This is a genomic window from Roseibium sp. RKSG952, assembly GCF_009711355.1.
The window spans coordinates 119,958-132,890 of sequence record NZ_SMMF01000951.1; the positions used below are offsets into that span (position 1 = coordinate 119,958).

A 12,933-nucleotide genomic window follows, 5' to 3' on the forward strand; every position below is an offset into this window, starting at 1 on the left:
CGCAGGTGCAGCATTTTCGCCAGAGACAGTTTCGAACTAGCCCAAAATACTAGGGAGACGAAGCCCATGATCACGCGCGCAATCCTTGGCGATGTCATACCCGGCATCCGCATGGCGCCAGACACCCGAGGCCGGATCGTTCCAAAGAACCCGCTCCAGTCGCCGCGCGGCATCCTCGGTTCCATCGGCACAGATTACAACGCCTGCGTGTTGGCTAAAGCCCATTCCAACACCACCGCCATGGTGCAGGGAGACCCAAGTTGCACCACTCGCCGTGTTGATCAAGGCATTCAACAGAGGCCAATCGCTCACGGCGTCCGAGCCGTCCAGCATCGCCTCGGTCTCGCGATTGGGGCTGGCAACCGAGCCCGAGTCCAAGTGGTCGCGACCAATCACAACCGGGGCTTTCAACTCGCCATTCGCGACCATTTCGTTGAAGGCCAAACCTGCGCGGTGACGGTCACCAAGCCCGATCCAGCAGATGCGGGCGGGCAGGCCTTGAAACGCGATCCGCTCCTGTGCCATGTCGATCCAGCGGTGCAGGTGCTCGTTCTCGGGGAACAGCTCCTTCATCTTGGCGTCGGTCTTGTAGATGTCTTCAGGATCACCGGACAGGGCGCACCAGCGGAACGGGCCGATGCCCTTGCAGAACAAGGGACGGATGTAGGCGGGCACGAAGCCGGGGAAGGCAAAGGCGTTCTCAAGTCCCTCATCCTGCGCCACCTGCCGGATGTTGTTGCCGTAATCCAGCGTAGGCACTCCCGCATTCCAGAAATCCACCATCGCGGCGACATGCTGTTTCATCGAGGCACGAGCGGCCTTTTCCACCGCTTTAGGGTCTGTTTCACGCTTTTCGCGCCACTCTCCCATGGTCCAACCCAACGGAAGATAGCCGTTGATCGGGTCATGCGCACTGGTCTGATCCGTGACGATATCCGGACGCATGCCACCGGCTGCCATCCGGCGGTATATCTCGGGGAATACCTCTGCCGCGTTGCCCAACAGGCCGACCGACTTCGCTTCGCCTGCTTTGGTCCAGCGATCGATCATCTCAAGCGCCTCATCCAGCGTTTCCGCCTTTTCGTCGAGGTACTTTGTACGCAGACGGAAATCGATGCTGTCCGGGTTGCACTCAACGGCCAGACAACAGGCCCCGGCAAACACGGCCGCCAGCGGTTGCGCACCGCCCATACCGCCCAGTCCTCCGGTCAGAATCCATTTGCCGGTCAGATCGCCGCCATAGTGCTGACGTCCGGCCTCGGCAAAGGTCTCATAGGTACCCTGAACGATGCCTTGAGTGCCAATATAGATCCACGAACCGGCCGTCATCTGGCCGTACATCATCAGACCCTTCTTATCGAGTTCGTTGAAGTGATCCCAGGTTGCCCAGTGGGGCACGAGGTTCGAGTTTGCGATCAGAACACGTGGCGCATCCTTGTGCGTGCGAACAATTGCGACGGGTTTCCCGGACTGAACGATAAGGGTCTCGTCCTCTTCCAGATCCTTCAAACCGGCAACAATAGTGTCGAAATCCTTCCACGTTCGCGCCGCACGCCCGATACCGCCATAGACGACCAGCTCATGGGGGTTCTCGGCCACATCCGGGTGCAGGTTGTTCATCATCATCCGCAAGGGCGCCTCGGTCATCCAGCTTTTGGCATTCAGCTCGGTTCCGGTGGGCGGGTAGATATCGCGGGTGTTCTTGCGCGGGTCGCTCATTTCAGGGCTCCTTTTTCGGTCAATGCGCCCGACAGGGCGAGGTCGCGAAGGCGTTCAAGCATGTTTTTCAGGTGTGGGCGGAGGGTGTCGGCGCGGTCGTCGCGATAATTCCATGGCGCGGCCTCAGTCATGTAGGCACGCTGCGACAATTCCATCTGAATCGCGTGGAACCCCTCATCGGGGCGGCCATAATTGCGGGTCGTCCATCCACCCTTGAACCGACCATTCAGCACCGATGTGAACCCGGTTGCTTTCGCCGCAGTCTCATGTACCGCATGTTCGACAGCAGCGTCGCAGGTCGCACCGTTGTTGGTCCCGGTGTTGAATACTGGCAGCTCTCCGTCAAACAGAAACGGAATCAGAGAGCGGATCGAATGGCAATCGAACAGGATCGCAACACCATGTTTGGCCCGCACCCGCGCAAGCTCCTGCTCAAGCGCTGCGTGATAGGGTGCATGGTATTTCTGACGCCGATCTTCGACTTCGTCCGTGGAAGGTTCCTGCCCATCAACCCAGATCGGCTTTCCGTCGAAATCCGTCAAGGGCACCAATGTTGTCGTGTTCTGCCCAGGGTACAGGGTAACACCTGAGGGGTCCCGGTTGGCGTCGATAACATAACGGTGGATATGTGATTGTACGACCGTCGCATCGCCCAATAGCCCTTTATAGAGCCTGTTTATATGCCAATCGGTATCCGCCAGCCCACGCCCGTTGTCGTTTAGGCGTTCTGCGACCGGTTCAGGTACATGTGTGCCGCCGTGCGGTTGACCCAGAACAATCGGACCATCTCCGCGATCAATGCTGAATACCTGCATCATGAGAGCTCCGGCATCTGGACATCGACCGCTTTGAGAATTGCGCCCTCGGCGACTAGTTGCTTGGCGGTTTCCAGTTCGGGCGCGAGATATCGGTCATCTTTCAATGACGGAACATCTTTGCGGAGACGTGCAATGACACGTTGCAGTGGTGCGCTGGTTGTCAGTGGCGCGCGGAACTCGACCCCTTGGGCAGCACAAAGAAGCTCGATGCCAAGAATATAGTTCAGGTTGTTCGTCATCCGCACCAAACGCCGCGCACCGTGGGCTGCCATGGACACGTGATCTTCCTGATTGGCGGATGTCGGTGTGCTGTCAGTGACACAGGGGTTGGCCAGATGCTTGTTCTCACTCATCAAGGCCGCGGTTGTCACCTCGGCAATCATCAGACCTGAGTTCAATCCGGGCTCGGGCGTCAGGAACGGTGGAAGATCAAAGCTGAGCGCCGGGTCGACCATCAATGCGATACGCCGCTGAGCGATGGCACCGATCTCGGACAGGGCGAGCGCGATCATGTCAGCGGCAAAGCCCACTGGTTCAGCATGGAAGTTACCGCCCGATACAATGGCATCCGGGTCTGTCAGGACCAAAGGATTGTCGGTTGCGGCGTTTGCCTCGATCACCAGAGTCTCCGCTGCCTGCCGGATCACATCCATCGCGGCTCCGGTGACCTGAGGCTGGCAGCGAATGCAATAGGGGTCCTGAACGCGCGTGTCCCCGTCCCTATGGCTTTCTCGGATTTCAGACCCCTCCAGTGTTGCGCGCATCGCGCCTGCAGCCTCGATCTGGCCGCGATGACCACGCAAAGCATGTATCTCGGGCTGCAAAGGTGCCGTTGAACCCATGATTGCATCTGTTGATGCCGCAGAAACCACCAAAGCATTTTGTGCTGCCTGCCAAGCGTCAAACAAGCCTGCCAGGGCGTAAGCCGTGGAAAATTGCGTTCCATTGATGAAGGCCAGGCCTTCTTTCGGGCCCAGTTGAATAGGCTCTAATCCAGCAGTTTTCAGCGCTTCAGCACCGGAAAGGATGGCTCCATTCACTTCGGCTTCGCCCTCGCCGATAACAACAGCCGTCATATGCGCCAGTGGTGCCAGATCCCCTGATGCGCCAACAGATCCTTGCGCAGGGATCACCGGCGTCACGCCGCGTGCCAACATGTTCTGTAAAAGCTCAACCAACTCCCACCGAACGCCTGATGCACCGCGACCAAAGGATAGCAACTTGAGTGACATCATCAGGCGCGCCAATCGGCGAGGAACGGCCTCACCAACGCCGCAGCAATGGCTGAGAATGAGATTTCGCTGGAGGGTTGAGGTATCTTCGGCTGCAATCTTGTGACTGGCCAGCTTACCAAATCCCGTGTTCACGCCATAAACCGGATCAGCACCTGAGGCAGCCTGTGCGATACGTGCCGCGGCCATATCAACCTTAGGACGGCATGATACATCCAGCGTGATTGCCGCTTCGTTCCTATAGATATCCTCCAGTTGCGTCAGAGAAACCTGACCCGGAACAAGAGAGATGGACCTCATTAAATGCCTCCGAAAATGCGTTTGTGCAGGGGGTTAAAGCCGATGCGATATGAAAGCTCGGCGGGATGGGCGACGTCCCAGACTGCCAGATCTGCGCGCATCCCTGCGGCTGCCACACCCGTGTCGTTCAGCCCCAGCGCCTTGGCGGCGTTTCTGGTTGCACCAGCAAGCGCTTCCTCGGGTGTCAAACGGAACAGGGTACATCCCATGTTCATCGTCAGCAGCAATGATGTCAGCGGCGATGATCCGGGATTACAATCCGTTGCCAGCGCAATAGGTACATTCTGCTCACGCAACAATTCCACCGGGGGTATCTGGGTTTCGTGCAGAGTATAGAAAGCTCCAGGCAGCAGAACCGCGATTGTTCCCGCGTTAGACAATGCCGCTACGCCCTCGGCATCGAGATACTCGATATGATCGGCAGAAAGCGCGCCGTATGATGCCGCTAATTTTGCCCCGCCCAGATTGGACAACTGCTCCGCATGTAGCTTGACTGGCAAACCCAGTTCCCTGGCCACATCAAAGACACGTGCGATTTGAGCGGTGTCAAAGGCGATGCCCTCACAAAACCCGTCAACCGCATCAACCAGCCCCTCTGCATGAGCTGCGCGCAGAGTCGGAATGCAGATTTCATCGATATATTCATCCGCGCGGTCTTTGAACTCAGGCGGCACCGCGTGTGCGCCCAGAAAACTGGTTTTGATCCGAACCGGGCGATGCTGCTGAATACGACGTGCTGCCCGCAACATGCGCAATTCAGCCTCTACATCGAGGCCATAGCCTGACTTGACTTCAATACAGCTGACGCCTTCGGCAAGTAACGCATCCACACGCGGCAGCGCGCTGTCTAGCAACTCATTCTCGCTGGCCTCACGCGTCGCACTCACAGTCGAGATAATACCGCCCCCTGCCCGGGCCACCTCTTCATACGTGGCGCCGTTCAGGCGCATCTCAAACTCGGCTGCGCGATTGCCGCCAAAGACCACATGCGTGTGCGCATCAATTAGCGCCGGCGTGATCAGGCGGCCTCCAAAGTCGTCAACTTCCCAATCCGCAAACCTGGCCGGCAGATCCCGCTGCTTACCTACCCACTCAATAGTTCCAGCGTCCAAGGCAATCGCAGCGTTCTCGATTAGACCATATGGCGCATCACCTTCGACCATCGTCGCGATGCGGTCGGCGCGAAATACAACTTTTTTTGTCATGGCGAATCTTTTGGGCTCCCCCTGCGTCAGGATTTTTCGTATACGGGTAAAAACTTAAAGTCTACACAAAATGGAAACGCTATGACAGTTCATGCCAAAACAGCCTTATTAGGGTCTGAATGGATGCAGGATTTGCGTTTGGAAATCGAAGATGGCCGAATTTCCCGGATCGAAGCTGGGGTAGCCAAACAACCCGAAGACACGGCTACAGACGTGCTATTGCCAGCGCTTGGAAACCTGCACAGCCATGCTTTTCAACGCGCCATGGCAGGCATGACCGAGGTGCGGGCTGCTGGGAAAGAAAGCTTCTGGACCTGGCGCACCTTGATGTATCGCTTTCTGGATCGGCTGACGCCTGAACAGGTCGAGGCGATAGCAGCCCTGGTGTTCATGGAAATGCAGGAAGCGGGCTATGCCTCGGTTGGTGAGTTTCATTATGTCCACCACCAGCCCGGCGGCCAGCCGTATGCACGGATGTCCGAACTGAGCCAACGCATCTTTGCAGCAGCAGATCAGACAGGGATCGGCCTGACCCACCTGCCTGTTCTCTATACATATGGGGGTGTGTCGCAGGAGCCTCTGGCGGGCGGACAATTGAGGTTTGGCAATGACGTCGACCAGTATCTGGCTCTGCTAGAGGAATGCCGGAGCACGCAACGACACGCGAATTTCGACTCTGTTGTGGGGGTAGCGCCGCATTCACTACGAGCGACTTCACCCGCCGATCTCAAGACACTGTTGGCTAATGTTCCTTCAGGACCCGTCCACATCCATATATCCGAACAGGTAAAAGAGGTTGCAGATGTCGAGGCCGCCCTGGGTCAGCGCCCGGTTGCCTGGCTGTTGGATAATTCAGAGGTGAACGACAGATGGTGCCTGATCCACGCAACCCACATGACTGACGTTGAAACCATGGCAATGGCACGATCCGGCGCTGTCGCAGGGCTTTGTCCGATCACCGAAGCAAATCTTGGTGATGGTATCTTCAACGGGGCTGTCTATGTCGAGAATAACGGGGCATTCGGCGTTGGATCAGACTCTAATATTCGCATTTCCCTACCAGAGGAATTGCGGACGCTCGAATACTCTCAGCGACTGCGTGACAAAGCACGTACTGTTCTGGTCCATGTCGAAGGCTCGGTTGGACACACACTCTATACCGGCGCTGCCCGTGGTGGTGCGCAAGCGCTGGGCCGCGACGCCGGGGAAATCGCCGTTGGCAAACTTGCTGATCTTGTCGCTATCGACCGCACCCACCCGACGCTTTGTACGTTGAAGGACGATCAGTTGCTGGACGGGCTGTGTTTTGCGGCACCCGACGGTACAGTGACCGATCTGTGGTCGGCAGGCCGTCACATGGTGCGCGACGGACGGCATGTTGCACGGGATGCGATCTTGCCTGCCTATCGTGCAGCCGTTGCCCAACTCTTGGCCAGCGCATAGACATCAAACTTCCAACTTCAGAGCCACAATGACCCAACCGAGCGAAAACACCAGCTACAAAGACATAAAGCAGACCGTGCTGGATCGCATTCGGTCCGGAGAGTGGCGTCCCGAGACCCTGCTACCGAATGAACAGGAACTTGCGGTCGAGTTTTCCTGCACCCGGACAACCGTGAACCGCGCCTTGCGGGAATTGGCCGACGAAGGATTTCTTGAACGCCGCCGCAAGGCAGGGACCCGCGTCCTTGCCGCGCCGCAACGGCAGGCGAGGTTTACAATACCGCTGGTTCGGGATGAGGTCGAAGCACTAGGCGGCACCTACAGATATGCCCTGGTTTCCTCTGAAACCATCCCCGCTCCGGAATGGTTGAGCGCCCGGCTGGCGCTGAAAGCTGATCCTCGTGTCTTGCATGTCCGCTGCATGCACTATTCCGGCAACACGCCATTTCAGTACGAAGATCGTTGGATCGTGATTGAAAGCGTCCCCCAAGTTGAACAGGCCGATTTCACCGAAACCGGACCGAATGACTGGCTGGTGCAGACCGTCCCATTCACCAATGTCGAGCTGACATTCATGGCCAGCCGTGCAGATTCAACCGTGGCCGGATTTTTGGACGTACCGGAGGGCGAGCCGGTCTTTACCGCTGAACGTATCACCTGGCTGCAGGGCCAGCCGGTTACCTTTGCCAAACTCTATTTTGCAACAGGCTACCGCATGACCACCCAAATCTGATTTCACGCTTTATGTGATCCTTTGCTCTTTACCACCCTGAAATTCCGATACAGATTCCGGGTGGATCGAACTGGAAGGAAAACAAAATGGGTAACCCGCTTTATGATCGTCTGTTTGGCATCCACGCGGGCAAAAACACTCCATTTCTGCATTTGCCCGATGGGCAGACGCTAACCCATTCAGATTTTCTGGACATGGCAGCCCGCATTGCAAATGCGCTGGTCGGGATGCAGTTAGAGCCGGGTGACCGGGTTGCGGTTCAGGTAGAAAAGTCCCCTGAAACCCTTGCGCTCTATGCAGCCTGTGCGCAGGCGGGTCTTATCTTTCTGCCACTCAACACCGCCTACACGACACATGAGCTGACTTACTTCATTGAGAATAGCGGTGCGTCTCTGGTTGTCTGCGATTCAACCAACGAAGCAGAACTGACACCAATCGCTCAGGCGCAAAATGCCAAGATAGAGACGCTGAATGCAGATGGCTCGGGTAGCCTGACGCGGCGTGCGTTAGGAATGTTGCCAGCTTTCGAGCCGGTGAGCCGCACCGAGGATGATCTGGCTGCGTTCCTTTACACCTCGGGCACTACTGGCCGGTCCAAGGGTGCAATGCTGACCCAGGCCAATCTTTTGTCCAATGCTGAGATGCTGGTCCGTGAATGGCGGTTCACCAGCGATGACGCACTTCTGCATGCCCTGCCGATCTTTCACACTCATGGGCTGTTTGTTGCAACGAATGTTGTACTGGCCTCGGGCGGGTCGATGATCTTTCTGCCAAAATTCGATCTGGAAGACATCCTGCGCTTGATGCCGCAGGCCACATCGTTGATGGGCGTTCCGACATTTTATACCCGATTGCTGGGGGGCGACCGTTTCACCAAGGAACTTGCTCAGCATATGCGGCTGTTCATTTCGGGATCTGCACCTCTGCTTGCTGAAACGCATGAACAATTTGAGGCGCGCACTGGTCATCGCATTCTTGAACGCTACGGCATGACTGAAACCAATATGAACACCTCCAACCCCTATGACGGAGAGCGACGCGCTGGAACGGTTGGATTTCCACTACCCGATGTTGAATTGAAGGTTACCGATCCAGAAACTGGTGAAACCTTGCCTCAGGGTGAAATCGGCATGATCGAGGTGCGCGGTCCAAACGTGTTCAAGGGTTACTGGCAGATGCCAGAAAAGACTGCTGCCGAATTGCGCGAAAACGGTTTTTTCATCACCGGAGATCTTGGGCGGGTTGATGAAGATGGGTACGTCCACATCGTCGGTCGCGGCAAAGACCTGATCATCTCAGGCGGATACAACATCTACCCCAAGGAAATCGAATTGCTGCTGGATGATCAGCCCGGAGTGCTTGAGAGCGCAGTGATTGGCGTTCCACACCCTGATTTCGGAGAAACCGTTCTGGGTATTCTTGTGCCTGCAAATGGAGAGACCCCCGATCTGGAGCAGATCATGCAGACGGTTCAGTCGGATCTCGCCCGGTTCAAGCACCCGCGCAAACTGATCCTGCTGGACGAATTGCCCCGCAACACAATGGGCAAGGTGCAGAAGAACCTGCTGCGTGACACATACAAGGACTTGTTTACCGACGGCTAAGGTTCCAGCGGAACGCGCCCCACATCCTTCAGCAGCCAGCAAGAACGTCCTTCGAATACCGCCACTTCAGCCGGTCGACCATATCCTGCGCCGCTGTCCAGATTGATGCGGTTACCATAGTGAGTAGCTTTTTCTACAGGCGTGTGCCCATGGACAATCAGCTTGGGATGCGGATCGGTATGGGTGTGGAATGTCTTCCTGATCCAAACCAGATCGTTCTCACGCTGTTCGTTTAGTGGCACACCCGGTCGAATACCCGCATGCACAAATGCAACTTCGGGCGTTTGATAGATCGCCACAAGGTCGCGCAGGAAATTCACATGCGAAGTGGGAACAGCCGCCTTGGCCATGGCGTGCAGATCTTCCAACCGCGTTCGATCATCAAATTCGACATCATAGCTGCGCAATGTTTCTACGCCACCCAAACGCTCATGCAGCCAGTGGTAGCCGACCAGCAAATGCGGATCGTGTCGCGGTGTTTCTTCCATGAACCACGCAAACATCCGGTCGTGATTTCCCAACAGAGTAATCCAGTCGCGACCTTTGTCGTGCCCCTCTATCAGGCGTTCCAACAGACCACGGCTGTCGGGGCCCCGATCAACATAATCCCCCAAGAACACAATACGCGCATCAGGTCCGCCATCGCGTTCTATCAAGGTCAAGACCCGCTCAAACTCTGCAAGCTGGCCGTGCAAATCTCCGACTGCATAAACTGGAGTGGTCATGACAGGCCCCGATTATCTGAATTGCCGTTCTTGTGACGGAAAAGCGTGATGCGGAAAAGACAATGCCCGCGCTTTGGGTGGCGCGGGCATCGAACTGTTTCACAAACTCAACAGAGGTGATCAGACAACGTCAAACTCCAGAGGCTTGATCTGTGTGAACAAGCCGGTCTCTGCAAGTTTCGCACGCGCTTCAGCCGGCACCGGTTCGTCGACGTATAGCAAGGCGATTGCCTCACCACCTGCCTCGGCACGGCCAAGGGTAAAGTTGGCGATGTTCACACCGTTTTCACCCATGGTCTGACCCAACGTCCCGATAATGCCCGGCACGTCTTCGTTCGTTGTATAAAGCATATGAGCACCGACTTCGGCGTCGATATTGATGCCCTTGATCTGGATAAAGCGGGGCTTGCCATCGCTGAACACGGTGCCGCCGATAGACCGCTCGCGCTTGTCTGTAACAACGGTGACTTTGATATAACCCTCGAACGCGCCCGACTTGTCCTGATTGGTGGTCGAAATTTGAATGCCACGCTCTTTGGCCACAACTGGGGCCGAAACCATATTCACCTCGGGATTGAACTTCTTCATGATCCCGGCGACCACGGCGCAGTTCAGTGCAGCAAGGTTCATCTCGGCTGCGACACCATCATAGAGGATGTTGATCGCCTTGACCGGCTCGTCAGTCATCTGGCCTATGAAGCTGCCCAAATGACCTGCCAGCTTGATCCAAGGCCCCATGACCTTTGCCTCTTCGGCGGTCACGCTGGGCATGTTCAGTGCGTTCTCAACCGCTCCGGTCAGCAGATAATTGGAAATCTGCTCAGCGACCTGAAGTGCGACATTCTCCTGCGCCTCAGTCGTGGCGGCACCAAGATGCGGAGTGCAGACCACATTGGGCAGGTTGAACAGCGGGTTCTCTTTCGCTGGCTCGACACTGAACACGTCAAACGCCGCACCCGCTACACGCCCGGTTTGCAGCATTTCGGCCAAGGCTTCTTCGTCGACCAGCCCGCCACGCGCACAGTTGACGATACGCACACCCGGTTTGGTCTTTTCAAGATTCTCGCGGCTCAGGATATTCCGTGTCTGGTCGGTCAGCGGCACATGCAGGGTGATAAAATCTGCACGCTCAAGCAATTCGTCCAGCTCTACCTTTTCCACACCCATCTTGGCGGCTTTCTCTTCGCCCAGATATGGATCATAGGCGACGACTTTCATCTTCAGGCCCAGGGCACGTTCACAGACGATGCCACCAATGTTGCCTGCACCAATGACACCAAGTGTCTTGTTGGTCAGTTCGATCCCCATGAACTTGGACTTTTCCCACTTGCCCGCATGGGTCGAGGTGCTGGCCTCGGGGATTTGCCGCGCCACTGCGAACATCATCGCTATCGCGTGCTCGGCGGTAGTGATCATGTTGCCAAAGGGCGTGTTCATAACGATCACGCCTTTCTTGGATGCAGCGTCCTTGTCGACGTTGTCGGTGCCGATCCCGGCGCGGCCGATGACCTTTAGGTTGTCGGCTTTTTCCAGCAGCGTCGGCGTGACCTTGGTGGCCGAACGGATGGCTAGGCCATCATACTGGCCGATCACTTCAGCCAGCTTGTCCTTGTCCTTGCCCAGATCGGGCATGAAATCCACATCGATCCCGCGATCACGAAAGATCTGCACGGCGGTTTCACTGAGCTTGTCAGATACGAGTACTTTGGGGGCCATTTTCTCTGGTCCTTGAATTTTGGGAAACAACCGGGCCTCGTACGGCCGGGCAAATGCAGGAAAACTCAGGCGGCTTCGGTTTGTGCCGCGATCTCGGCCTCAAAGGCCCATGCCAGCCAAGGCAGCATCGCCTCGATATCCGAGGTTTCAACCGTACCGCCGCACCAGATACGCAGGCCCGCGGGCGCGTCACGATAGGCTCCGATGTCCAGCGCAATGTTCTCAACCTCAAGCCGTTTTGCCACGGCCTTGGCAAAGGCAGCGCCATCCTGAATGCGGGCATCGGTGAACTTCAGGCAAACGGATGTGTTCGATTGCGTTGCCGCATCTTCAGCCAAATTGGCGATCCAATCATGCTGTGCGCAGAACGTATGCACTGCACCAGCATTGGCATCCGCTCGGGCGATCAGCCCTTGTAGCCCTCCGACCGAGCGTGCCCAATCCAGCGCGAACAGATAATCTTCAACCGCCAACATCGAAGGTGTGTTGATCGTAGCACCAGTAAAGATGCCCTCAATCAGCTTGCCACCTTTGGTCAGGCGGAAAATCTTGGGAAGCGGCCATGCGGGTGTGTAGTTCTCCAACCGCTCAACGGCACGAGGGCTGAGGATCAGCATGCCGTGTGCAGCCTCACCGCCCAGCACTTTCTGCCAGCTGAAGGTGGTCACATCCAGTTTGTCCCATGGCAGATCCATCGCGAAGGCCGCCGAGGTTGCATCGCAGATCGTCAGGCCCTGACGGTCATCCGCGATCCAATTGCCATTTGGAACCCGCACACCCGAGGTCGTGCCGTTCCATGTGAATACCACGTCATTGGTGAAATCGACCGAAGCCAGATCAACGATCTGCCCGTAATCAGCGGTCTTCACCTCGGCATCAATCTTCAATTGCTTGACCACATCGGTGACCCAACCGGAGCCGAAGCTCTCCCAGGCCAGCATTTCGACCTTGCGCTCGCCCAACAGCGACCACAACGTCATTTCAACCGCGCCTGTATCAGATGCAGGGACGATACCAATGCGATAGTCTGCGGGGATACCCAGCAGCTCACGCGTGCCTTCGATGGCTGCCTTCAGCTTGTCCTTGCCAACAGCTGCACGGTGCGACCGCCCCAATGCTGCATCGGCCAGTTTGGTCAGATCAAATGTGGGGGGTTTGGCGCAGGGGCCAGAGGAAAAACGCGGATTGGCCGGCCGCGTTGCCGGTTGTTGAATGCTCATCTGTATTACCCTTCCAGATACACGCCCCTCGTTGGGGAGGGGTGTCCCACGGACAGACCTATGAGGCCTTCGCACCTGCAGCAAGCAGAAAAGACGCTTCGTTGGGTAAAAACGACATCAAAAACAGACTCAAATCAGAACACAGGTTTCCGATTGGCGAAAACCCCGCCGATCTCTCGGCGGGGTTTTCTCTATTACTCTGCGGCTTCTTCGTATTC

General features: G+C 56.7%; 10 protein-coding genes. 3 read left to right on the top strand and 7 right to left on the bottom strand.

The annotated features are described in order from the left end of the window. Positions 1-36 precede the first annotated feature (36 nt). The 4 genes from hutU to hutI are packed head-to-tail and all read right to left on the bottom strand — an operon-like array spanning position 37 to position 5,274. Positions 37-1,719, bottom strand: coding sequence for a urocanate hydratase (gene hutU / locus E1297_RS34025; protein WP_155145980.1), 1,683 nt, complete (start codon positions 1,717-1,719; stop codon positions 37-39). After that, complete coding sequence (hutG, locus tag E1297_RS34030; RefSeq protein WP_155146012.1) at positions 1,716-2,534, bottom strand: N-formylglutamate deformylase; 819 nt, start codon at positions 2,532-2,534, stop codon at positions 1,716-1,718. The genes hutU and hutG overlap by 4 nt, the downstream gene beginning before the upstream one ends. Next, the gene (gene hutH / locus E1297_RS34035; RefSeq protein ID WP_155145982.1) at positions 2,534-4,069 is read right to left on the bottom strand and encodes a histidine ammonia-lyase; all 1,536 of its coding nucleotides are present in this window, start codon (positions 4,067-4,069) and stop codon (positions 2,534-2,536) included. The genes hutG and hutH overlap by 1 nt, the downstream gene beginning before the upstream one ends. Continuing rightward, positions 4,069-5,274 (bottom strand): imidazolonepropionase, encoded by a 1,206-nt coding sequence (hutI, locus tag E1297_RS34040; protein WP_155145984.1) that lies wholly within the window; start codon positions 5,272-5,274, stop codon positions 4,069-4,071. The genes hutH and hutI overlap by 1 nt, the downstream gene beginning before the upstream one ends. 81 nt (positions 5,275-5,355) lie before the next feature. Here hutI and E1297_RS34045 point away from each other — a divergent pair, with 81 nt between their 5' ends. The 3 genes from E1297_RS34045 to E1297_RS34055 all read left to right on the top strand — a co-directional run bounded on the left by E1297_RS34045 (position 5,356) and on the right by E1297_RS34055 (position 9,054). Further along, on the top strand, positions 5,356-6,717 hold the full coding sequence (locus tag E1297_RS34045) for a formimidoylglutamate deiminase (RefSeq protein WP_155145986.1): 1,362 nt from the start codon (positions 5,356-5,358) through the stop codon (positions 6,715-6,717). 28 nt (positions 6,718-6,745) lie between these two features. Then, the gene (locus E1297_RS34050) at positions 6,746-7,450 is read left to right on the top strand and encodes a UTRA domain-containing protein (protein ID WP_155145988.1); all 705 of its coding nucleotides are present in this window, start codon (positions 6,746-6,748) and stop codon (positions 7,448-7,450) included. Positions 7,451-7,536: 86 nt separating this feature from the next. Beyond that, on the top strand, positions 7,537-9,054 hold the full coding sequence (locus E1297_RS34055; RefSeq protein ID WP_155145990.1) for a malonyl-CoA synthase: 1,518 nt from the start codon (positions 7,537-7,539) through the stop codon (positions 9,052-9,054). On the opposite strand, the gene E1297_RS34060 is transcribed toward E1297_RS34055, so the two are convergent. The 3 genes from E1297_RS34060 to E1297_RS34070 form a co-directional block, all read right to left on the bottom strand. Beyond that, positions 9,051-9,779, bottom strand: a complete 729-nt coding sequence (locus tag E1297_RS34060; protein ID WP_155145992.1) for a metallophosphoesterase family protein — start codon at positions 9,777-9,779, stop codon at positions 9,051-9,053. The two genes, E1297_RS34055 and E1297_RS34060, sit on opposite strands and share 4 nt — an antisense overlap. A 120-nt stretch (positions 9,780-9,899) precedes the next feature. Continuing rightward, on the bottom strand, positions 9,900-11,495 hold the full coding sequence (gene serA / locus E1297_RS34065; protein WP_155145994.1) for a phosphoglycerate dehydrogenase: 1,596 nt from the start codon (positions 11,493-11,495) through the stop codon (positions 9,900-9,902). Positions 11,496-11,560: 65 nt separating this feature from the next. Beyond that, positions 11,561-12,715, bottom strand: coding sequence for a phosphoserine transaminase (locus E1297_RS34070; protein WP_155145995.1), 1,155 nt, complete (start codon positions 12,713-12,715; stop codon positions 11,561-11,563). Between the last annotated feature and the right edge of the window lie 218 nt (positions 12,716-12,933).

What these genes read in the sequence shown, in the direction of transcription:
- hutU (WP_155145980.1), bottom strand. Translation starts at nt 1,719, where the DNA reads ATGAGCGACCCGCGCAAGAACACCCGCGATATCTACCCGCCCACCGGA.
- hutG (WP_155146012.1), bottom strand. Translation starts at nt 2,534, where the DNA reads ATGCAGGTATTCAGCATTGATCGCGGAGATGGTCCGATTGTTCTGGGT.
- hutH (WP_155145982.1), bottom strand. Translation starts at nt 4,069, where the DNA reads ATGAGGTCCATCTCTCTTGTTCCGGGTCAGGTTTCTCTGACGCAACTG.
- hutI (WP_155145984.1), bottom strand. Translation starts at nt 5,274, where the DNA reads ATGACAAAAAAAGTTGTATTTCGCGCCGACCGCATCGCGACGATGGTC.
- E1297_RS34045 (WP_155145986.1), top strand. Translation starts at nt 5,356, where the DNA reads ATGACAGTTCATGCCAAAACAGCCTTATTAGGGTCTGAATGGATGCAG.
- E1297_RS34050 (WP_155145988.1), top strand. Translation starts at nt 6,746, where the DNA reads ATGACCCAACCGAGCGAAAACACCAGCTACAAAGACATAAAGCAGACC.
- E1297_RS34055 (WP_155145990.1), top strand. Translation starts at nt 7,537, where the DNA reads ATGGGTAACCCGCTTTATGATCGTCTGTTTGGCATCCACGCGGGCAAA.
- E1297_RS34060 (WP_155145992.1), bottom strand. Translation starts at nt 9,779, where the DNA reads ATGACCACTCCAGTTTATGCAGTCGGAGATTTGCACGGCCAGCTTGCA.
- serA (WP_155145994.1), bottom strand. Translation starts at nt 11,495, where the DNA reads ATGGCCCCCAAAGTACTCGTATCTGACAAGCTCAGTGAAACCGCCGTG.
- E1297_RS34070 (WP_155145995.1), bottom strand. Translation starts at nt 12,715, where the DNA reads ATGAGCATTCAACAACCGGCAACGCGGCCGGCCAATCCGCGTTTTTCC.